This window comes from Pedobacter sp. ok626, assembly GCF_900100435.1.
Classification (GTDB): Bacteria; Bacteroidota; Bacteroidia; order Sphingobacteriales; family Sphingobacteriaceae; genus Pedobacter.
This window is the reverse complement of record NZ_FNEX01000001.1, coordinates 405,120-428,980: the sequence shown is the minus strand read 5'-3', so window position 1 is coordinate 428,980 and position 23,861 is coordinate 405,120. Positions and strand designations below refer to the sequence as shown.

The window sequence follows — 23,861 nt, the reverse complement described above, 5'->3', positions numbered from 1 at the left end:
AATAAATACGCAATCGTTGCCAAAACCTTATTTTACTAAAATCACGATATCTTTCCGTCTCGATTCGGGTATTACTTTTAACAATTCTACCTTTCCATTCTCCAATACAGCCTCTATCGTAGTTCGCTGAGGAGCATGCAGTTTAAAATGAACATCCCATTCTTTGGGCCATGCTGGAAATAAGAAGATCTTTCCCTCATGGTCTTGCAATAGCATTTCCTGTAAGCCAATCATCCCGGAACCTCCCCAATTGTGATCTGGCACCCAATCAAACCCTGGTCCCCAAAATGCGGGAAACCTTCTGCCAGAATCTTTTAATTTCAACAAGGTCAATTCGGCCGCTTCTTTTACCAAGCCCAATCTTGCCGCAAAAATGTTATCCTGCTTCCAGCCCACATGGCTCTTAAATTTCAAGACGTCTGTATCGTATTTAAAAGTGTTGATAGCGGTGTCCAATCCAGGTTTGCCAACTCCATAAATCCCCCATGGATAAACAGGGTATAATTGTGGACTTTCCGTATTATTTATCCTTTCCCATACTTTAGCCGGAGCAATCGTTGGATGTCCCTCAAACGCTCTGAAGCTAATTGGCGGAATACGTTTTAACATTGCAGACCATGTTTCCCTTTGCCCTTCAGAGAGCCCTTTAAGCTCCAACAAACGGCCCAATACGGTTTTCAATGCGGCAATGGTAGATGTCGCATTATAGCTCATCTTATAAGTCTCTGCTGCAGATCCTGGGTACAAAACCAAATGACCATTGCCATCCAGTGCTTTACTACCCCTTTGCTTAGCTAAATAGCTGTAATGCGCATCAAAAAAGTTAAGACAACTTTCTATAAATGGAAGGTATGGTTTTACATCTTTTCCCGTATAGCTTTCGGTTTCCAACATCATCATACAAAACTCCAGTACGGTATCCCATTCGTATTCCAGCCAGGCATTGTATTCCATACCTTTATCGTAACCTGCAGGTCGTTTCCAACCATACTCAGCAGGATTTGGCAAACCAAAGTTCTCTAGTTGCTCGGTAAAGCTTGCCCCCTTATGCCCCCAATAAAGCTCCGTTCGCAGCTCCGCATTACGCAATAGATTTGTATAAAAATCAAACTGTGGCTTCATCATTTCTACATCCCCAGTTTTCAGCATTGGCCAGTATACCAGTCGTTGGTTTTGTGCCGTATGCGTTCCTCCACCCCAGTTTCTAAAATCAGGGGTATATTTTAATGTTGAATCTACCAATCCCGGATCGTAGGTAAACAAGCCCCCATTAAATTTAGTGGGATAAGTTCCAAAAGCATTGCAACCCAACATATAACGAAACAACTGATAGTTCTTTCCTGCTTGTGCAACTAAGGGCTGCTGTTGGCTGCTCATTTCTATAAAGCTGCGTTCCCAGTAACTCTTCCACCAGTTTTTAGTGGCTTCAAATGCTTGTTTATTTTTAATGGCTGCTGTCTTTCTTAATTCGCTTTCCCAATTGTTGATATACGGGGTTTTTGCGGTATGCAATGTGATCGCAATATTGATGATATTTAAAGCCTTGGCATTTTTTAGTTTCCAGCCTTTAAAGGGTATTCCCGAATAACTACCAGTGTAAGTTCCTGAGGGGACCAAGCCTTCTCCTTGCATTGAGCCTCCAAATACCAGGTGCTTTAGCGGATTAAACAATTTATCCTTAACGCTGTCCATTCCTTGTTGCTTCACTGTAACATCAAAAACAGAAAAGTCTTTGTTCTGATGGAAAAACAATAATCCGTTGTTTTTAAAGGCAATGCTGTCTTTAAAGGTTTTCACTTCGCCCTTCGGTGCCCATTTATAGGAGTTTTGGTTGTTTTCTTTTCCCTTCGTCAAGCGATCTTCATTTCGCCAGCTTTCAAAACCAGCCTCAGCAAAAGTCTTTTGGTTACTTTTTAATTCAAGATGAATGATGGGTTTAAAAACATCAACCCAAACTTTTACTTCCGTCTGTAATCCAGCTTTTGTGCCAGTTACCTTTACATAGCCCTCTTTTAAAACCAGTTCTTGTTTAAAAGTACTACCTGCCTCGAAAGGATTAGGGCTTAACTTAAGTCTTACCCGTCCAAGTTTTAACAAAGTATTGTTTTCGTCGAAGGTTCCACTTCTGGAAATGTAAAAAAGCAGTTCTCCCTTTTCCACCCAAACATTCAGACCAATGTCGCCCCCACCACAAGGCATAGAGCCTGCAGCGTCTTCGCTCTGACTGTTCCATACCAGATTAGTCTCAGCTTGCTTATTTTGTGCATTCGCAGTCCATAAGCAGCTGGAGATCATGATCCAAATAAAAAGAAATTTACTTTTCCCAATCATCCGTTCTAAATGAGGAAACTGGTAAGCCTTCATTTCCATATAAATCGCCAATTACAAAATCTTTAAAAGCATAACGCACTGCTACCGGGGCTTTAACGGCTTCAGCTGAAACCTTTATACTACTTCCAGAAAGTACTGCTTTTGCAGGATAAAATACCTTATCCTCTCCAGCAATTTCAAACAGCGACAAAGGCTTTCCAAATGAGGTAAGACCATTAGCTACATTCTGAAATTTTAGGACTGCAACACCATCATTAACAGTCATTGACTCATACTCAGGACTTGCATAGCTGAAACCTTTAATGCCATAGGTATTGCCCAACGCCAGGTAAGCCAAGCGTACTCCTCCCTTTTCTTTATTTGCTGGATGAATAGATCGTTCTTCTCCAACATCCATTAACACCGCCATTCCGGAATTGGATATTTTACTTAGTGATTTTCGCTGTGCATCCCTGATAAATGCTGAATTAGATTTCTTATCACTCTGAGTTGGATCTTTTGCATATTTATAGGGTGCAATCTGTGCATAATAAAAAGGGAAGTCCCCCATTCCCCATACATTCCGCCATTCCTTCACCATGGCCGGGAACAAATCTTCGTATCTGTCAGGACGCTCCTGATTTGACTCTCCCTGGTACCAAATCGCTCCACGAATACCATAACCAATGGCTGGATACAACATGCCATTGTACAACGTAGTTGGTGTGCGACTGACTTCTTTAATTGAATCCCCTTTTGAAGGGATTTTAACTTCTGGAAATGACTTTAACAATTCGGGCGACATCCATGCTTCTATTGTTGAACCACCATAACTATCGTTAATCAGTCCAACCGGAACGTTTAACATTTCGCTCAATAATTTACCAAAATAATAGGCTGTTGCACTAAAGCTCGACACTGCTTCTGGTCCGGCAAGTTTCCAGTCGGAAGGCTTGCTATTATCTTGTCTTTCTGTTATAGATGAACGTGGCACAGTATACAATCGAATTTGTGAATTCGAAGATTTCAAAATCAGCTCATTAGAGCCCAAAATTGGTTGCGCTTTAAACCCTTTCATAGGCATTTCCATGTTCGATTGTCCGCCACAAAACCAAACCTCGCCAATCAAAATATCTTTCAGGGTGATCGCCTTCCCATCACTTATCGTCACTTCATATGGCCCACCCGCCTTTGGAGTCGCTATCTTCAGCTTCCACTTGCCATTAACATCTGCTTTTACAGTATATTTCTTTTTGTCCCAGGATGGAATCAAAGTAACCAGGCTATTGTTTTTTGCCCAACCCCATACCGCAACATCAGCTTTCTGCTGAAGTACCATATGGTCCGTAAAAATGGATGCTGGTTTTACCTCAGCAAAGGAAGAACCAGCGCAAAAGACAAGAAGTAATGCGGTGGCTGATCTTGAAATGATATTTTTAAGCTTCTTCATATATTTTCTGACTTGTTTTTTCTAGTTCTTCTTCTTTTAAGGCCTGTTTTCTCCAGTAATTAGCCAGGATTGACCCGGAAATGTTCATCCATGGACTAAATACAGCTGCCGCAAGCCCCACAGTTCCCAATTTACCCATGGAACCTGCCAATCCTGAAGCCATACCTCCATTCTGTAAACCAACTTCGAAGGCAACAGTCCTTGATGATCTCTTATCCAGACCAAATATCCGGCTCAACAAATAACCAAAAAGGTAACCAGCCGCATTATGGATCACAGATGCAAGAAACAAAATAAAACCGACTTTTAACAGGTTATCTCTACCAGCAGCTGTAGTAACTGTTGTAAAATAAACAATACCAAACATAGAAATATAAGGCATCAGCTGATCCAGATTACTAAATTTCAATGTAAATAAGTGATAAATCAATCCTACCAGAAATGCACCAGCAAAAAAGCTCAGGATCTCAACGGATTCCATACCCTCAGTAGAAAAGACACGTTCAAGCCCACTCCACATTCCTAAAGGTAGAGCCAGTAACCAAAGCACACATACCGCAGCAATCAGTTTAATCCGCTTCCAGCTTTTCGGCGTTGCCCTTTTCAAGTAATCATGAACCAGTGCCGCACCAATAGGAACGATCACAATCTTAATGATCTCCATCATCATATTGAAGAATTTAATCTCAATCAGCGTACCCGCCAGTAATTTCATCAGCAAGGGCGTCAAAAATGGCGCAATCAGCGTGGCCATTGCGGTAACAGCAACTGATAATACGAGATTTGCACGAGCTATATAAACCATTACATTAGAAGCTAAACCGCTAGAACAGGAACCAATTAAGATGATTCCCGCTGCAATTTCAGTCTCAAAATGAAACACACGTGTTAACATATACCCCATTAATGGCATAATGGTAAAATGACACAACAAGCCAATTACAACCCCTTTTCCTGTGCTACCCAAGCCAGTAAAATCACGAAGGCTCATGTGTATCCCCATACCAAACATCACCATTTGCACCACCACAAGGATGAGCCATTTGTTACGGAGGTCAAACTCGCCCCATTTCAAAAAAGCAGCAGGATAAATCATTCCTGCAACTACAGCAGTAATGATCCAGGCGGTATACTGATAATTTTTCAAGGCTTCCAGGGCGCCAATCCCTATGGCGACTGTTACGGCCATCACTACTGCAGCGGGTTGCCATAGTGTAGGATCTGATCTAAAAAGACCAGCCAGTAGCACTACAAATGCAATCAGCGCCAACAGCAGACATAATCTGCGAAAATTATACATGATGTTCTACTTAAAGAGATCAGCAATGTGTTGAATTGCAAGGGTCGGACTTGCCAGTATCGGCACGCGTTTTTCCGTATCAGGCAATCCATCAACCACGCGCGACATTGAAGCTTGAGCAAGTACAATTACATCAACTTTTGTAGAAAGTTCGATCAGTGCTTTAGCCACCATTTCATCATGCTTTTCCGGCTGTCCACCCATTAGCGCTTCAAATGCGCCTTCGCATAATGTTGAAGTCAGCTCTATTTCTTTACCTGCAATTGCTGCACGACGTTTAACCAGATCACTTGTTGGACCAAGTGTAGTAGGCAATGTTGCGATCACCCCTATCTTTTTACCTGTTTTCACTGCAAGGTCGGCCATAGGCTGATCTACTCTTAAAACCGGAACACCAGTTAAAGCAGCAGCAGCTTCGATGGCTGCACCTATAGAAGAGCAGGTAACCAGAATAAAATCTGCACCGGCAGCTTCTGCTGAGGCGACGTGATCTACTACCCTTCTGGAAGTTAATTTCGTTAGTTCATTGCGGCTAATGACATCTTTAATCAGACTATCATCTACTATATTAAACACGTTTACGCCTGGCAGATAATCACTGCAAAGTTTCTGAAAAACAGGAACTAATGTAGCTGAGGTGTGGACAAGTCCTAATGTTTTAGCTTTCATATTTTAGGTTATATTAGGTTAATGTTAAAAAATCTTCTTTTCCGACTTGTCCCCCTTTAAAGACTAGCTGCAACTGATCAACAGCAGATCCAGGGGCATAAGCACGACACAAAGGTGCTCCGGGCGAGAGTGGGGCTATCATCTCAACGGCCTCTATCCCCATCGCCCTGGCCGCATAGCTTGAGGTATCCCCACCGGCAATAATGATTCTTTTAAGGTCAGTATTTTCTGCCGTTAGCCTTGCAATCTGACCAAGCAGCTGGCCATACAATTGGGCTGTGGCAGTCTTACCAAAGCCTTTCTCTCTAAATATTTTATCCGTATCGGCCACACGGGGATCATCATTACCCAGACTGGTATGAACCAAAGGTTTTTTCCCTTCTTTGATTAATCCAATAACTTTCTGCGCATACTTTTCAGCTGCAGATTTGATAGAGACAGTCTCCATAGAAAGATCATTACCAACCAATTGCGACGCTAACGTCACTGTATCAATTGCCAATTCTGTAAAACCGTGATTCAAGGCATAACGGATCTGTTCAGAAGTCACCGAAGAACAACTTCCCGAGGCAACCAATACAGGCCCATCAGCTTTAATAAGTTTCCATTCTTCATGCTCCTGTAGCACACCGGTCTCCTGCCAGTGATTTCCCAAAGCCATTTCTATAGCTGAGGATCCTGCAGAAAAGACAATGTGTTCATCCCCAGCTTGCCCATCTATCAGCTGTCCTATACTTTTGAGTTCTTCTTCTACAAGTGCATCAAATAATACAATTTCATATGCTGAAAAATCGGGATTAAAAACCTGTTTCTGGTATTTATGCAGTTCAAGGATATTAAATAAGCCTATTTTTTTATCGGTTTGTTTACCTAGATGTAGACGAATATCACTTTCATCCGCCGGCGTTGTTGGGTGATTGCGCATGGAAGGATGCCTATCCAAACGATAAATTTCGCCCTCACTTCCTATGCCCATGCGGGCGAAAAGGTTGCCAAATAAGCCATACCGTCCCAAGTGTGGTGCTGCTGCCAGTAATGGAACAACTGCCGTCTTAAATACAGATGTACCAATATCGATTGCCTTACCAATGCTACCAATAGCTGGCGATGAATCGAAGGTTGAGCAAACTTTATAGTGCACGTGGCGTGGGTTGAGTTTCTGCAATGCAGTAAACGCAGGCCTTAGCTCCACTTCCATTTCAACTGGCGAAAGCGTACGACTCTTACCTGCTACACCGATGGCTTGCAATCCCGGGTAACGTGATAGTTGCGCTGTTGAGGGGGCTTCAATAAACAAAACTGTTTTGATGCCAGCTCTACTTAAAAATTCCAGTGCATCCGTTGATCCGGTAAAATCATCCCCATAAAAAGCAATAAGTAAGCGGTTATTTTCCATGTCTCCCTTACGGTTATTTTTTACCAAATACTGATACGGAATGACCAAACTCCAGGTATTTTGACGCGGCTTCGGCTACCGACAAACCATCAACTGCTGCCTGCCAGGCTTGTTGCAAAGCAACAACTCCTCCAGCTGGTCCATCAGGATGAGCCATAATACCGCCGCCTGCCATATACAGCAAATCGACAGTTTTAGTGCGTCGATAAGTTTCAGGTGCCTGGCCTCCCCATTGTCCGGAAGACACCACTGGCAGTACCGAATAGCCACCTAACAGGGGTGTCAGACAAGCTTCAATAGATTTAACTACTGAATCATCTGATTCCCAGAACTTATTCTGAATCCCATTGACATGAATCTGATCTACACCTGCCAATCTCCATAATTTCTGGTAAGCAGGAAATTCAATCCCCAGTAAAGGATGACGATTGAGCATGCCCCAACCATTGCGGTGACCGTGTATAGCCAGTTCGCCCATATCTCCTATTTTCTTTACGCCAGACAGCCCTACACTATTCAGGCTAATCATTACAGAAGTTCCCCCAGAGTGGAGTACCTTTTCATAATTGCGCTGCATCTGGTCGATATCATCACTAATATTAAAAGCATACATCACCTTTTTACCAGTTTGATCTGCATGTCTATTGATCACATCCATTACCGCATCCACACGCTTATCGAATGGAGAATTGGCAGAAGAGCCTAATAACTCATCATCCTTCACAAAGTCAATACCAGCCTTTGCCAATGTGTTAACCAGCACGGCTGTTTGTTCGGGTGTCATGCCGACGCTCGGCTTAATGATCGTACCAATCAATGGTCTACCGTAAACTCCTGTCAGCTTCCTACAGCCCTCAATGCCAAACTTTGGTCCTTTAAAAGCATGGGCATAAGAGCCAGGAAGTTCCAGGTCCATAAGTTTTAAACCGGTAAACTGGGTTAGTTCATAAAGATTCCCCTGTAAAGTTGATACCAAAACAGGCAGGTTATAGCCAAAATTCTCTATGGACCAGGATACCTCTATCATGGCTCGCTGGTATTTTCCTCCTGAGGAAAGTACCCCCGGAATAGCAGGGCTATCTGCCACATCCATAACGGTGATATTTTCTACTCTAGCGGCGAAACGTTGTTTCAATTCCTCGGTCTCTCCGGGAACGGCAATAAAAGTTCCCGACGACTGTTCTCCGGCCAATACCTGAGCTGATTTTTCAAGATCAAGCGGTGTTTCTATATAATATTTTGCAGTTACTCTTTCCATTTCTGTTGTTCTTATCTACTTACTGGTAACCAAACTGACATTTCCGAATGCCCACGATTGCCCCAGGCGAAGTAAGGCACCAACCTGATAGCCGTAGTGGTATTTGATTCATTGAGTGGACGATAAAGCACATTTTTCCAGTCCTTATTTTCAATAAGCTGAGCATTACCTTCCAGACTCATCATGTTTGCTCCATCAATTTGAATAGGACTGGCCTTCAAATCAATTTTAGCTGGTATAAAGACATTAAAGATTCTTTTACCTGGCAAATCCTGAGATTCCAGGCAATAAACTACAGGTCCCCTTTTAACTGCTACCTGGTTCCTTGTCTCTTCCACAAGCGGATTTGACTCTACCAATTGGGCTTCCATAGGCAATACCAGTTCTACCTGATCACCCGCTTTCCATCTACGGTTCAATTCCGCATAAGTTCCTGGTGTTAATACCAGGTTTTCAGTTTGTCCGTTTACCTTTAAAGTCGCACTAGATGTCCAGCCCGGAATACGAAAAAACATGGAATAAGGCTTATTTTCGGTTGTTTTAATACTAATTTTGATGTTGCCATCCCATGGGTAATTCGTTTCCTGAACAAGGCTAACTTTCGATCCATCACTTAAACTGGTCTGGATGGTACTGCCTCCATAAAGATTGAACCACAAACCTTTATCAGAAATACTATAAGCATAATCGCTAACCTCTGCGATGGTACGCACTACGTTTGGCGGGCAACAATTTGACAACCCGATATAAGGTACACGCTCTTTAGACCAACGTTGTTTAAAAGGCAGATCATCAGAATAGCTTAAAGGATTGGTATATAAAAATTTCTTTCCGTCCAGACTAATACCTGAAAGTACGCTATTGTACAGGGCTAGCTCCATTACATCAGCATATTTTGCATCACCACTGATTTGCAGCATTCTCCAGTTCCATAATACATTACCAATATTGGCACAAGTTTCATTATGAGCCGTGAAGTTTGGCAACTGGTAATCCCTACCGAAAGCCTGGTGGATCTTTTGAACTTCTGCGGGGTTGTAGGATGTACCATCTGGAGAAGTCCCATCATATAAAGAGCCACAGCCTCCTGTGATGTACATCTTGTGTTGGTTTACATCATCCCACATTAAATTCAAGGCATGCATCAGGGAATCGTTACCAGTTTCCGCATACAAGTCGGCCACACCAGCGTAGAGATAATTTGCCCTTACTGCATGTCCCATGGCTTTAGTTTGTTGTAAAAAAGGGATCCGATCTTGATTGTCATCTGTACCATCTTCAATTTTCCCTTTAATGGCAATCAGATGCTTAGCCAATTCCAGATATCGCGGTTCTTTAGTAGTTCGGTACATTTCAATCACCCCCATATAATGAGAGGGACAGATGGCATTTCTGGCCAGTGCCGGGGATGCCTTTTGATAAAATTTGTACAGGTATTCCGTTGCTTTTTTAGCGACTTCCAATAAATTGGTTTTCCCCGTGGCTCGATAATGCACACAGGCAGCAGTCATTAAATGGCCAATGTTGTATGCTTCAAAACTCAACCTATCCTGAAACTGATTGTTCGAGCCTGTTTTTCGCTGTTCTATCATTGCCTTAGTGTAGATATAGCCGTCTTCCCGCTGTGATTTTGCGATTACAGCAATGGCCTTATCCATCTTAGCTTCCAATTTCTTATCATGAGTTGAAGCATACATACTAGCCATGGCCTCTAGTGTTTTATAGTAATCACCATCATGAAAAGAAGGACCTTTATGTGACCCGGTATCCAGTCCGGCAGCAATTTCAAAATTCTTAAAAGCATGACTGATATGCTCATCGTTATAGATGTCCCACATATTTGGCACCATAGTTTCTTTGGCCACTTTAAAACGATCTGCCCAAAAGCCTTTAGTCCAATGCACATCCTTCATATTCGGGCTGTGTAGTTTGACATGTAAACTCTGAGTTGTGTTAACCAGGCTTTTATCCTGCGCTTGACTCATCTGTACCGAAAAAAGCAAGACTGAGATGATAAATATCCTTTTCATGGTTTATATTTTGGTTTTTATGATTCAGTTAATAGTAGTACTTAATAGTCTGGATCGTTACCGGCCCCAGTAAGCCTGCTTTTAGCAAAGGCTTACCTTCCAGGCGGTAAGGTGCATTGGTTTTTGTAATCCGTTTATTTTCAGGCAAACGTTGATCACCAATTAAACGATTGGCCCAGGTATTACTCAGTTCAATGCTGATCTGATTGTTGCCATTACGCAATGCTTTACTGATCTCTACCCGATATGGTGGTGTCCAGACGATCCCACAGGAAACATTGTTGATTTTCACATCAGCAATGTTAGCGACTGCGCCTAAATCAAGCCATACTTCGTCGGTTTTCTTTGACTTGATATTTATGTTTTTATTATAGATTGCTGTACCCGAATAATAGCGGATTAAGGAATCCTGATTCAAACTCCAATCCGTTAAATCCTTAAAAAGTACTGGTTTCGAAGGTCCACCATATGCAGGATCAAAAGTCACCTGCCAATCCTTATCCAATACCTGGGTAGTGGTAAATTCAGACCAATTGCTTTTCCCCTCAACAGGCTTCGTCTGATCAGTATTGCGATCAAAAATTACAAATACAGATGCATTTGCATCCAATTTAATCGCTAACTGCAACCTTCCATCAACAACAGACCAGTTCCTAGCTTTCCAGGTTTTACCCGAAACTGCATCATAAAACTCAGGTACTGTTTTTAAATCAGCTATCCGGAATGAACAATTTAAAACACGATCCTTTTCTAGCTGATTGGCGATAAAGTAAATATCTTTTTGATCCGTTTTTCGATGCGTATACGCTATATATTTTGCATAAGTACTTTGTTCAGCCTCTGCAACAAACAAATCGCGTTCAAGTCCCAACGGCTTAAATGTTTCCTCTTGATAAGGCCCAATAAGAACCTGACCATCACCATTTTTACCGGCAACCCACAATTCATCAACTGCCTTTTTAAATTCAGTTTCGGGAACCTGTTTCAAGCCCGATTGGTAAAGTGGTTTCTCATTTAAAAGTACCGTTGCTCCTGCTTTTACAAGTGCCAACAATTGCTTAACGATTTCAAAATCCATGTACTGGTAATTGGGATCCATAGCCGTTTTACCAGGAATAACCAATACACCATAACTAGCACCACTACTAAAAACTACTTTTTTATCTCTTACAACCGCAGTACTCAATACATCAGGATTAAAAGAATCGTAAGCATAGCCACGTAAAGAGTTAACCCAATTCTCCGAATCGGCCATGTTCGCCGAATGGTTTACCCCCATTGGTTTTATCCTCAAAGGTTCACCTGTATTTAGCAAGCGTAGACGTTCACTTTCTACTACATCTTTTCCGAAGATACCGGGCAAAACGGATACCAGGCGATCAGGTAATACAGATCTACGAGGTAGCTCATTTCCAGTAAAAACTGCGATATCTATGACCGGATCTCCTTGCTGTAACAGCGTTTGTACACGTTCCGCATAATTCACCCAAGCTTTACCCGGTTTCCACCAGGTCTGATCGCGTTGAAAATACAAACCAATACCGTCCAATGTCATTCCTGGTTTTCTGTCCATCCATGGATTATGGGCAAAAACATGGTAAACCATTTTATTGATACCCAATGCATAATTCCGGTCTAGTAAAGTTTTCATATTGCCAGGATGCTCCGACCAGTCCATTCGGATCGAAGTAAAGGCCTCTGCCTGAATGATATTCTTACCATAAATATGAGCTCCTGAAATGGCATCCATCATATCGTTAGGCTTATCATGAGTCGGACTATTCAACCAGAACTCCCCCATAGGTACATCCACCGCTTTATAATGCATCAATCCATCGCTAATCATAGTTGGCGCCACGCTTTCTGCTGAAAAATTTACTCCCTTTTCCTTAGCTAGTGCGACTATAGTTTTATAAAATTGGTCTACGACCAATTCGGCGATAGTTTTTCGCAAATCATATAAGAATTCTTCAGAGATGGCAGCACTTTGTACAGGAATACCTGACATTACAGGCAAATAAGGCATTAAATCATAACCACGACGCTTTTTAAATTCTGAGGCAAACAATGACGACCAATTCTGACTACCACATTCCCAGCTGTCTATAAACAATTCAGTCATAACTTTGGAAGCAATTTCTGGTCCGCCTCTTTTTAAAGCTTCACCGTACCAACTGTCGAACTGTAATTTCACAGCAACCGGATTAAATTTATCGCACTCCAAGCCTTTACCTCCACCACCTGTAGCATTAGTATGCCCGGTAGAGGTATGACCAATCCGCAAGATGGTCCAGTTCCCTTTTGGCGCTTTCCAGTTCAAACTGCCATCGGCATTTAATTTTGCAGTCAGATCGATGATTTTATTTAATGGAACACAAATCTGGTCAGGCAATTGCGCGGCAGTACTGCGCTTACTGATCCGCCATACCGCTGCAGATTTCCCTTCAAACTGATTGATCCTGGCTTCGGCAGAGAGCTCCAGATTAAGCAATTTCAGTGAAGGTTTCCACTTTGCGGCATCCAGATCTTCCGAGCCTGGCTCCGATCCTCTTTTGTCGTAAATAAAACGATAATACCTTGCTGTAACTGGCGCCATGGAATGTGTATAATCAGCATCCGTATCCTGCCAGCCCTGTCTTGGCGGATCGAGTCGCCCTATAGAACGAAAAGCCTTTCCATCATCACTTACCTGTATTTCCAAACGCTGTGCCTGGTAGTTGTTACCACCTGTTTTTATGGTGATGCTACGTGTGGTAAATGGCTGAGCAAAGGCATACTGGAACCAGCAAGGCTCATTGCTACCAAAACTCTTTTTATTTCCTGCGATAACTAATCCGCTTGCATCTAAGCCATTGCTGGTGCTTATTGTAGGAACCATAGTTCGCGTAGAAATACCTGTACCTTCTGGCGAAGGATAGGCGTAAACTGCAATATCTTTATAATAGCCTTCTTTTGTTTCCGGCTGTTCCAATTTAATTTTAGATGCTAAGCCCTCCTTGATATTCAATCGAGTTGAAACCACTTTTTGCATAGATAATTCAGGTGTGATCCAGGGGCCTCCAGCGAGGGCAAAACCATCACTCACATGCATCCCAAGTTTCAAATTTAAACGTTTAGCCTCCTGCATAGCAAAGGTCACCATATCCCACCACTGGGGAGTCAGCTGCACTGAGGGTGGATTGAATATCGGTGGGTTATCAGCACCTTTAATCGACAATAAGTAAGCCCCACCAATACCTGCGGATTTCATGGCCTCCAGATCAGCGGTAATACCAGGTTTTGAAACTCCGGCATGAATCCAATGCCACAACACCCAGGGTTTAGTTGTATCATTTTGCTGGGCATAAACAGGAATTACCGCCAGCTTAAACCAGATTGCAAATATCAATAAAACACCTTTTCCTTTAAACCTCATATCTTAATTTCTATTTACGGGCAATTTTATACCCCTTTAATCCAAAATATAAGATGATCAGATAGCACACCAATGGAATGCTATAACCGATCTGAATATTATCTCCGTTAAAATCAATTAACGTCCCCATGGCATAAGGAAGGATTGCGCCTCCTACTATCGACATGATCAGCCAGGAAGAACCAGGTTTGGTATCGTCACCAATACCATCAATCCCAAGAGCAAAAATAGTTGGGAACATAATGGACATAAAGAAGCCGAGCCCCCCCAATGCATATACTACATATACTCCATCTCCAAAAATGGCAACAATGCTAAGTAGAGCTGATATTACGGCATAAATTGCCAATAGTTTGTTTGAGGAGATATAGCGAAGTAATAAGGTTCCAACAAAACGTCCAACGAGAAATAATGTACCATAAAGGCCTAGATAGTAGAGTGCGGTATATTCGTCAAATCCACCTGCTTGTTGTGCAGCCCGGATAAAAAAGCTGGTTACACACACTTGAGCGCCTACATAAAAAAACTGAGCGATCACGGCCCATCTTAAGTGCTTGTGTTTTAAGGCGCCTAAGAAACTTCCTTTTGAAATGCCATCTTTACTTATGGTTTTTACTTCAGGTAGCTTCATAAAATAAAATAGCAAGGCTACAGCAACCAAAACAGTTCCCAAGATAATGTATGGGGTCTTTACTGTTGCAGCCTCCGTCAGGAAGTAATTGTTTCTAACTGCATCTGTCATTGCTGCCAGTTCATCTTGTGTATGGGATTTACCTGAAAGGATAAATCGCCCAACAATGGTAGCTAGCGGTGCCGCCAAACCATTGAATGTAGCAGCAAGATTAAGCCTCCATGCCGCCTTATCTGGACTTCCCAATATAGCTGCATAAGGATTCGCTGAAGTTTCCAATAGCGTTAAACCACAGCCGATAATAAAAAGCGCAGTTAGAAAAGTGATATAGGAAAGGTTATTTGCTGCCGGAACAAATAGAAATGCACCGAAGGCAAATGCTAACAAACCCGTAATCATAGTCGATTTGTATCCCCATTTTTTCAGGATCATACCTGCCGGAATGGCCATTAAGAAGTAAGCAAGAAATACTGATGTATCAATTAAGGTAGATTCTCTATTGTTGAGATTACAGGCCTTTTTTAAATGTGGGATAAGTATCGAATCAAGGTTATGTGCCATTCCCCACAAAAAGAACAAGCTTACAACAAGAATAAATGGTACTAGATACTTTTTACCCGTCGTCTTATCTCCTTCGATGCCTGTGGCCGGATCTATTGCTACAGCAATTGCCTCCTGTTCTGTATTGTGGTTCATATGTTAGTTTTAGGGTGGTTGTTAATAGGGCTATTTCTTTTTTACAAGTAGCAGGTGATCACAAACCAGTACCACTTCTCCATGTTGGTTTTTAATTTCTACATGCTCTGTCACTGTTCCGTATTCCGGCTTTTTAGCTTCTGCCTTTTCCGAAATGGTAATCTCCGAATGAATCGTATCACCAATAAATACCGGTTTTACAAAGCGAAGGCGGTCGTAACCTTTAGAAAAAGCTTCAGGGTTAATTTCTGATGCGGTTAACCCAATGCCAATACTAAATATCATTGTTCCGTGGGCAATTCTATGTTTAAAAGGTTGGGTTTTGCACCATTCTTCGTCCATATGGTGCGGAAAAAAATCTCCTGTATGGCCCGCGTGAACTACAAAATCTGTTTCTGTAATCGTACGTCCCAATGTTATCCTCTTCTCTTCTAATTGGTAATCTTCAAAAAATATCGATTTAAAATACATGCGCTTTTAATAATTATTTGTTATTCAACTGCTCGCTTACCTTTACTCCACCTTTATCGCTGGAGATATAAGCACTTTCTACTACGGCCATAGTATTGATTACGTCCTCCACACTGGTATGAAGAATATCAGATGAGCCTTCCTTATACCGCATTAAGCTGGCCATTGTACCGATAAATGCTTCTGGAAACCATGAACCTTCTAATTCCACCTGTTTCCATTCAGGAGCCTTGCCCTCTTCTGTCAGGCAATATTCAAACACATCAGGTATACCATGCGGATAATCCATGAGCAAGCCTACGTTTGCCTTAATTGCTCCCTTTGTACCTTCCCATTTGATAAAACACTCTTGATTATGAGCTCCAAAATCATGATCATGATTGGTATTGATTACCGCATGCATAGTATCTCCATAATCCATTAAAATGGTAGACCGGGAAGATGAAAGCGTTTTAGCAGGATGCTTTAAAGTCTTTGCCATTACGGTTTCCGGATTCCCTAAAAAAGAACGGAGCATATCCACATAATGGATGCTATGGTAAAGAATTTCCAGACGGGGATGTACCATCACATGCGGAAAAATCTCCCATGGTGTTTTAATGGTTACCCGAACCTCTAAATCGTACAGCTCTCCAATCATACCCTGTTCTATCATATACCGAGCTGCGCTTACAAATGGGGCAAAACGAAGCTGAAAGTTAATGGCTGCTACCAGTTTTTTCTTCCTGCATAGCTCCAGTATTTCTTTGGCCTGATCAAAATTATCGCCCATTGGTTTCTGGATCAGCACTGCTGCTCCATCGGGTAATTGTGCCAAGACATCCAGATACTGTTCAGGCATAATGGTCAGGTCGTAAACCGTATTTTCAGGTGCATTTGCTACCGCTTCTGCCACGCTATCATACACATGAGGAATTTGAAAATCCTCAGCCAATTTCTCAGCTTTTGCCTTCGTGCGGTTTACAATTCCATGAACTTTAAAACCTGCTTTTTTATAAGCAGGAAGATGGGCATCAGCTACAATACCACCAGCACCGATAATAATAATGGGCTGTATAGTTTCAGGTAGCTGTGGTTGATATATAATGTCCATATATGGTCTACTTGTCTATTAAATTAATTTTATCCTGAGCTGTTTTTACAATTTCAGCAATAGGCAATTCTGAATTTACAGTGCTCAACACCATTTCATCAATTAACGATGCTATATCTGCCCAATTGTGCTTCTGGGGTAGTGTTTTAGCAGATTCATGGAGTTGTTCGAGCTTATGATAGTAAGGAACAATCCGGTTTACTTCCTGGTCTTTCCAGGTCGAAATCCGGCAACCAATCCCGCCCTCAAGGGTTAACAGTTTATCATTTTCTTCATTTACTGCAAAACGGATAAAATCGTAAGCTGCTTGTTTATGCTTACTTCCCGAACCAACCGTATACAACCAGTAAACATTTAATGATGCTGATTGACTACCCGAAGAAACAGGTAACAAGCCAACTTCTACTTTTCCTTTTACCGCAGATGCAGGATCTACCTCACAAACAGAGGCAAAGCCGAACCAGTTGATCATCATCGCTACCTCTCCCCTTGCAAATGCTGCACCTGCCTGTACCGAATCGAAATTCACTGAGCCGGGATGCACCGCATTTTTATCTTTAATGATCTCCCTATAAAACTCAAGTCCCTCGATAGCTTGTTGGGTATTTACATTAACTCTTCCTTGCTCGTTCACTAGCGTTCCGCCTCGACTCCACAATTGGAGGCAAAAATCAAATACCGTATTGTGTCCATCAGGATAACACGCAAATACACTTCCGTATAAATTTTGCTCCGGACGGTTAAAAAAACGGGCCACCTGCTGGAAATCTTCCCATGTTTGAGGCACAACTAATGGTTTCCCGTATTTAGCTAAATAGCTTTTTTGCGAATCTGGATCATCAAACAGATCCTTTCTATAGATCAGACATTCCGGACCATCATGAAAAGGCAATCCAACAATAGCCTCCTCAAATTCCTGCGAAGACAATAAGGAATTGCTCCATCCTTCTGGAAATGCTGCAGGAGATTTTGCAGCTATAAAAGGTTTCAAATCCTCAAAAGCACCACTGGTATATCCTTCATAGAGCCAATCGGTATTGATGTGTGCAACATCCCAATCTCCATTTTTAAGGCCATTTTGCACTAATGTAGTTTCATGAAGTTCATGCAAATCCAGAGGTACCAGTTCTGCCTTCAATTCACAACCGGAATTAAGACAATATTGATCCCATACTTTTTGCATGGCAGATTCAAAGGGGCCAAACTTGCGTACGGCTATTCTGAATACTTCACTTTTACTCATGGATACTTGATTTTACATTAATAAACTGGCGGATGATCTGTCCATTATCCTGTCCCAATTTAGGTGAACCTTTGGCGGAAGTTAGCAATTCTCCATCAATCCTAATCGGACATCTTGTAGTTTGATACTGATAACCATCGTTCATTTTCACTTCCTGAATCATATTTAAGGCTTTAAAACCCTCATGTTCCATCAGTTGCTTCCAGGTCAAAACATCCGCACACCATATGTCTGCCGGCTCTAAAATCGCCAACCATTTTTCCGTAGTTCCAGTTAACAAGTGATCTGCTAGAATAGGTTTAATCTCATCCCGTTTATCAAATGCTTCTGCTGGATCTGTATATTTCTTTAATTCTTCACAACCCAACAAATCAGCTAAAACTGGTATCGAGCCCATCGCCAGTGCGATGTATCCACCGTCTGTTTTATAAATGCCATAAGGTGCACCCAAATAGGCATTTGCATTGTTCTTCGCTGTCCGTTCCGGAAGGATCTCTCCTTCGTTCATGAAGGTTGTAATGGTTTCAAACTGAAAATCATAAGCAGATTCGATCATGCTCACCTGTACCAAGGCCCCTACTTTACTTGTTATTTTACGGAACAAGCAAGCCAGAATACCCTGTGCCAAGTGCGAACCAGCAAGCATATCCACAATAGATAAACCCATTGCCACAGGCCCGCTATCTGCATTACCACTTAACCAGGTTAAACCGGTAACAGACTGCAATAACAAGTCTTGTCCAGGCTTTCCTTTACCATCAACTTCTGCACCATAGCCAGAAAGCTCTGCATAAATGATTTCTGGATTAATTTCTTGTACAGACTCATAATCAAAGCCCAATCTTTCCATCACACCAGGACGAAAATTGTGGATCATCACATCAGCCTTTGCCAACAGCTCACGTACCATTTGACAATCTTGCTCGTCTTTTAAGTTTACTTCAAAACTTTCCTTATTGCGATTAATGGCATGAAATACGGAAGATTCTCCGTTCATGATCACATTAGAAGTATATAGCGTACGACAAATATCGCCAACACCCAACCGCTCTATTTTTATTACCCTTGCACCCATATCGGCCAATCGCAGACTTGCAGAAGGGCCCGACAGAAACTGGCTAAAATCAACTACTAAATATTCTTCAAGGGGTTTCATATACTATTTCAAATCAAATTCTTTATTAATCTTTTCGTTATCGGCACCAATTTTAGGCGCTGCTTTGCTGGCAAATAATTTACCCCCATCTATCCGCATTGGCGCTCTTGTGGTATCCAGTGTTCTACCATTCCCAAGATCAAGCAGTTGTCTGATTTCCATCTTCTTAAACACTTCCAATTCTGTTGCTTCCTTATAGTTCAGCACGGCTGCACACCAGATATCCTGAGGTTCCAATACGCTCAGCCAATGTTTGTTCGTATTGGTTATAAAGGTCTGTCCCAGCAATTCTAACAATGCATCTCTATTTTCAAATGAATCGTCGGCATTCACATAAACTGCTGAAATATCACAACCAATCAGCTTGCTAATCTTACCTAAATCGCCCATCGCTAATGCGATATAACCATCACTAGTCTGATAAGTTCCATAAGGTGCACTTAAATAAGCATGTCCGCTTCCTTTCACCTTACTTCTTTGAGGCAATAGACCTCCATCATTCAGATAAGTTGTCAGTACCTCAAACTGCACATCTAGCGCAGATTCCAGCAGACTCACCTCTACCAGCACACTTTTATTTGTTTTGGCTCGCTTAATTAAAGCCGCAATAATACCCTGGGTAAGGTGGTTACCACACATAATGTCAGTTACCGACAATCCGAATGGCACAGGGCCTTCTTCACTACTGCCCGATAGATGAGTTAATCCCGAAACGGATTGTACAAGTAGATCTTGTCCCGGTTTAGCTGCCCAAGGTCCTTCATTACCATAACCCGTTACCGCAGCATATATAATTTTAAGATTTAGGCTTTGTACAGAAGAATAATCCAATCCAATTTTCTCCATTACCCCAGGTCTGAAATTATGGGTCATCACATCGGCCTTTGCAATCAGTTTCCTGATGATATCCAGATCTTCAGGATTCTTCAAATCTGCCGCGTATGATTCTTTATTTCTATTGATGGTATGAAAAAGTAAACTATCCTCATCAACAAATAGGTTTTTTATCGCCAGTTGTCTGCATGCATCGCCTTTTACCGGACGCTCAATTTTAATCACACGAGCCCCTAAATCAGCCAGTTTCAATCCAGCAGAAGGTCCCGCCAAAAACTGGCAAAACTCTAAAACTAATATTCCTTCAAGTGGTCTTCTCATGATAATATTAAGCTTCTTGATTCCACATATAACTTATTCATCTGCTCCAGCACCAGTAATTCTGATCCGCCATTCATTAGGTAATCTCTTACGATATCACCTGCATGATCCTGAAAGAACATATGTCCGTGATAGCGTGGGCGAAGAAACGCGCGCTGCAAAGCAGGTAATGTATTCGCAAAGAAATTACTTGATTTAGCATTCACATCAGCAGCTGTCCAGGCACTTAAATACCCAGGTTGACCGCCATTATCAAAGAAAACTGTTTGCTGACAGGCTGGAGAAGCTACATAAGCTGCATATTTCACCGCCATTTCTATATTTTTCGAACCAGATGACACAGCCAATCCTGTACCACCTAATGTACTACGTAGATTGGTCTCTCCATCCAGGCTAATCATATCATGAAAATGCAGCGGTTTGCGCGCATAACCATTTCTTGAATAGTTGGAATATCCATACGCAAAAGGACAGTAAGCAATATCATCGCTCAAAGTCATCGCCTCATATACTTGTATCGGATTTCTTTTAAAGTTATCCGGATGAATTTTTGAAGCCAGTTCACGATACATCTGCAATGCTTTTACACCAGTATAACGCGATACAATCAAATCTTCCTGCTGACATGGGTCTTCACCCAGAGAACAGCAGAAAGTATAAAAATTCATCAGTACATCTATAGGAATTCCCGCAAAGGCAACCAAGCCTTTATCGGCCAATTTCAGTAAATCTGAGAAAGAAGCTGGCAACTCAAAGCCATGTTTCTTCAACAGATCAGGACGGCTCGAAGCCACTGGTGTGGCCGCATCTATAGGCAAGGCCCATTGGTGACCATCATAGGAATAGCTCTCAAACGAATGTCCAACTGTATTTACGCGCTGGTCATCTAAATAGGCTTTCGTCAAATAGGTATCCAATGGCAGGATGGATTGAGTTTTAGCCGCAAAACCCGCCCATGGGTGATCGATCACCAACAAGTCAAAACGCTGTGCCAACTCTTGTATCGAAAAATCAGCAAACTGCTGCAAACTTCTCTTTTCCCATGTAATTTCTACCGATGGGTTTAATTCCGAAAACCGCTGTGCCGTGGCCACCATGGGTACAAAGCCCCGACTGTGGTTCCATGTTATTCCTTTTAAATTAATCTTGTCACTCATGACCTATTTTTACTTTATTCCTTTTACACTAATCGATACTTCTGCGGATTTCAACCCTGCAGATATTGCTGTTAATTTTAATTGACCAGCTTTGTTTTTAGCCTGCACAATGGCCAGACATAAGCCACGATAGGCCTTGCGGTAATTAGCTTTAAAAGGTTCCAGGCTTGCCTGAAAACCATTATCAACGCCTGCAATTGTAGCTTCACCTTCTAGCTTAAACTGAACCAGGTTATCTGCATCAGGAACTAAATTTCCCTGGGCATCCAAAATCCTTACCGTTACAAAGGAAAGATCCTTTCCATCTGCTCCAATTTGATTTCTATCTGCAAGTAATTCTATTTTAGCCGGCTTACCAGCAGTGTTAATTTCCTTAACCAATACCACCTGTCCATTCTTTTTAGAAATAGCCTTTATGGTACCCGGTTCGTATTTCACCGACCATACCACATGCAAATCCTCTCCTTGTTTCGTCCTTTTCCCTAATGATTTCCCATTCAAGAACAGCTCTACTTCATCTGCATTGTTGTAATAAGCCCATACATCTACCATTTTACCAGCTGTCCAATTCCAGTGTGGAAACAGGTGTAATACTGGCTTGTTTGTCCACTCACTTTGGTACATATAATAAGCGTCTTTAGGGAATCCTGCAAGATCGACAATACCGAAATAAGAACTTCTCGCAGGCCATGGATAAGGCAATGGCTCACCTAAATAATCAAATCCTGTCCACACAAATAAGCCCGAAACATGGTCATACTTTTTAGCTTCCTTCCAGGTTTCTTCATGTGTAGAGCCCCAGTAAGCAGAAACATTGTCGTAGGACGAAGCGGCAAACTCAGCATTGCCTTCGGTAAACTTGGTTTTGCCATCTTTTGGCCAGCGACGAATACTATCCGAAGGCATTTCGTAAAAACCGCGGGTATCTAATGAAGAGGTTGTCTCCGTCGCTATAAGCTTTTGCCCGGGATAATTTTTAGGAAAATCCTTATACAGTTTATGGTTGTAATTCAAACCATAAACATCTAAAGCACCTGACTGGTAAATAAAATTCTTTTTAGCATCAGTTTCTGTAAGTGCAGATGTAACCGGGCGTGTTGGATCCAGATCTTTTACCAGCTTCACCAATTCTTTAGTCATGGCAACCCCGGTACTGTCAAATTGCTCACGGATCTCATTTCCGATACTCCACATAATAATCGAAGGATGGTTTCTGTCTCGTTTCACCATACTCTGTAAATCCTTCACATGCCATTCGTCCCAGTTCAGGTGATAATCCTGCTTGTTCTTCTTTTTGGCCCACATGTCAAAAGCTTCATCCATCACAAGGAAGCCCATCTTATCACATAAATCAAGTAATTCGGGTGCAGGTGGATTATGCGCAGTACGGATGGCATTGGCCCCCATCGCTTTCATCATCTCTAATTGGCGTTCCATTGCTCTTACATTGATCGCTGCACCTAAAGCTCCTAAATCATGGTGCAGACAAACACCTAGAATCTTCATGTATTCACCGTTCAGTTTAAACCCTTTTTCGGCATCGAAGCTGAAGTGGCGGATGCCAAAGGGAGTTTCATAGCTATCGCTGAGTTTTTTATTGATGAATACCTGCGTAACCAATTTATACAAATATGGGTTCTTCACCGACCATAATTGCGGCTCATTAACGATAGCAGATTGTGCTACTTCAAACAGGGTATCTTTTATGGAAATCGCCTTCATTTCAGCTGAGGAAACGGCTTTTCCCTGCGCATCGTAGATCTGCCATTTTAGATCTATTTTGCCTTTTACGCGTTTCAGGTTTCTGATCTGCGATTTGATGTAAATACTTGCTTTGGTTTTACTGGATGATGTTGTTGAGACAAATGTCCCCCAGTGGTCAACTGCTACATTTTCCGTTGCGGTTAACCATACATTCCGGTAAATTCCTGAACCGGAATACCAGCGGGAATCTGGCTGAGCAGAATTATCTACCCGAACAGCAATCACATTCTTCCCCGGCTTTAAATATTTTGTCAGTTCGTAGTTAAATGAAGAGTAGCCATAAGGACGTTTGCCCAACAAATGACCATTTATCCATGTCTCACTATTTTTATAAACGCCATCAAATTCGACGAATATGTTCTTTTGTTGTAAAGTAGCTGGTAGGGTAAAGGTTTTTCTGTACCAGGCAACTCCGGTAGGCAAACCTCCACCTTCTGGCTTTGCTGGGTTCTTCAAATCAAACTTCCCTTCAATGCTCCAATCGTGAGGCAAGCTTAACTTTCTCCAACTTAAATCGTTAAAGCCAGATGATTTAGCCGCAGCAACATCACCTAAAAAAAACTTCCAGTCCTGGTTAAAACTTTGGCGTATACGAGACTGGCTATTGGCCTTAACACCAACAATCAGCATCAATAAAAGCAATACCAGATTCTTTCTTAACATCATA

The 23,861-nt window shown here is 42.0% G+C and carries 16 protein-coding genes; all 16 read right to left on the bottom strand.

From position 1 onward, the window contains the following. Window positions 1–27: 27 nt before the first annotated feature. The 16 genes from BLS35_RS01470 to galB are packed head-to-tail and all read right to left on the bottom strand — an operon-like array spanning window position 28 to window position 23,860. Window positions 28–2,370 (bottom strand): DUF5703 domain-containing protein, encoded by a 2,343-nt coding sequence (locus tag BLS35_RS01470; protein WP_090777041.1) that lies wholly within the window; start codon window positions 2,368–2,370, stop codon window positions 28–30. Further along, window positions 2,315–3,760 carry a sialate O-acetylesterase gene (locus tag BLS35_RS01465; RefSeq protein ID WP_090777039.1) on the bottom strand — a complete coding sequence of 482 codons (1,446 nt, stop codon included), beginning with the start codon at window positions 3,758–3,760 and terminating at the stop codon, window positions 2,315–2,317. Before BLS35_RS01465 ends, BLS35_RS01470 begins: the two co-directional genes overlap by 56 nt. Then, window positions 3,747–5,060, bottom strand: coding sequence for a bile acid:sodium symporter family protein (locus BLS35_RS01460; protein ID WP_090777038.1), 1,314 nt, complete (start codon window positions 5,058–5,060; stop codon window positions 3,747–3,749). Before BLS35_RS01460 ends, BLS35_RS01465 begins: the two co-directional genes overlap by 14 nt. Window positions 5,061–5,066: 6 nt before the next feature. Further along, window positions 5,067–5,729 (bottom strand): aspartate/glutamate racemase family protein, encoded by a 663-nt coding sequence (locus BLS35_RS01455; protein ID WP_090777036.1) that lies wholly within the window; start codon window positions 5,727–5,729, stop codon window positions 5,067–5,069. Between the two features lie 13 nt (window positions 5,730–5,742). Then, window positions 5,743–7,125, bottom strand: coding sequence for a four-carbon acid sugar kinase family protein (locus tag BLS35_RS01450; protein WP_090777340.1), 1,383 nt, complete (start codon window positions 7,123–7,125; stop codon window positions 5,743–5,745). A gap of 13 nt (window positions 7,126–7,138) precedes the next feature. Continuing rightward, window positions 7,139–8,383 carry a ribulose-bisphosphate carboxylase large subunit family protein gene (locus tag BLS35_RS01445; RefSeq protein WP_090777034.1) on the bottom strand — a complete coding sequence of 415 codons (1,245 nt, stop codon included), beginning with the start codon at window positions 8,381–8,383 and terminating at the stop codon, window positions 7,139–7,141. Window positions 8,384–8,394: 11 nt separating this feature from the next. Then, window positions 8,395–10,413, bottom strand: a complete 2,019-nt coding sequence (locus tag BLS35_RS01440; protein WP_090777032.1) for an aceric acid hydrolase — start codon at window positions 10,411–10,413, stop codon at window positions 8,395–8,397. Window positions 10,414–10,441: 28 nt separating this feature from the next. Continuing rightward, the gene (locus BLS35_RS01435; protein WP_090777030.1) at window positions 10,442–13,828 is read right to left on the bottom strand and encodes a glycosyl hydrolase; all 3,387 of its coding nucleotides are present in this window, start codon (window positions 13,826–13,828) and stop codon (window positions 10,442–10,444) included. 10 nt (window positions 13,829–13,838) lie between these two features. Beyond that, the gene (fucP, locus tag BLS35_RS01430; RefSeq protein WP_090777028.1) at window positions 13,839–15,155 is read right to left on the bottom strand and encodes an L-fucose:H+ symporter permease; all 1,317 of its coding nucleotides are present in this window, start codon (window positions 15,153–15,155) and stop codon (window positions 13,839–13,841) included. Between the two features lie 30 nt (window positions 15,156–15,185). Next, window positions 15,186–15,626: a MaoC/PaaZ C-terminal domain-containing protein gene (locus BLS35_RS01425; protein WP_090777026.1), complete on the bottom strand. Its 441-nt coding sequence runs from the start codon at window positions 15,624–15,626 to the stop codon at window positions 15,186–15,188. 13 nt (window positions 15,627–15,639) lie between these two features. Continuing rightward, the gene (locus tag BLS35_RS01420; protein ID WP_090777024.1) at window positions 15,640–16,719 is read right to left on the bottom strand and encodes a Gfo/Idh/MocA family protein; all 1,080 of its coding nucleotides are present in this window, start codon (window positions 16,717–16,719) and stop codon (window positions 15,640–15,642) included. A 7-nt stretch (window positions 16,720–16,726) separates the two neighbouring features. Continuing rightward, window positions 16,727–17,962: an extracellular solute-binding protein gene (locus BLS35_RS01415; RefSeq protein ID WP_090777022.1), complete on the bottom strand. Its 1,236-nt coding sequence runs from the start codon at window positions 17,960–17,962 to the stop codon at window positions 16,727–16,729. Beyond that, a complete protein-coding gene (locus BLS35_RS01410) occupies window positions 17,955–19,118 on the bottom strand; it encodes a CaiB/BaiF CoA transferase family protein (RefSeq protein ID WP_090777020.1) in 1,164 nt (387 codons plus the stop codon). The genes BLS35_RS01415 and BLS35_RS01410 overlap by 8 nt, the downstream gene beginning before the upstream one ends. Before the next feature lie 3 nt (window positions 19,119–19,121). Beyond that, a complete protein-coding gene (locus BLS35_RS01405) occupies window positions 19,122–20,273 on the bottom strand; it encodes a CaiB/BaiF CoA transferase family protein (RefSeq protein WP_090777018.1) in 1,152 nt (383 codons plus the stop codon). Then, complete coding sequence (locus BLS35_RS01400; RefSeq protein ID WP_090777016.1) at window positions 20,270–21,430, bottom strand: ABC transporter substrate-binding protein; 1,161 nt, start codon at window positions 21,428–21,430, stop codon at window positions 20,270–20,272. Before BLS35_RS01400 ends, BLS35_RS01405 begins: the two co-directional genes overlap by 4 nt. A gap of 9 nt (window positions 21,431–21,439) precedes the next feature. After that, a complete protein-coding gene (gene galB / locus BLS35_RS01395) occupies window positions 21,440–23,860 on the bottom strand; it encodes a beta-galactosidase GalB (protein WP_090777014.1) in 2,421 nt (806 codons plus the stop codon). Between the last annotated feature and the right edge of the window lies 1 nt (window position 23,861).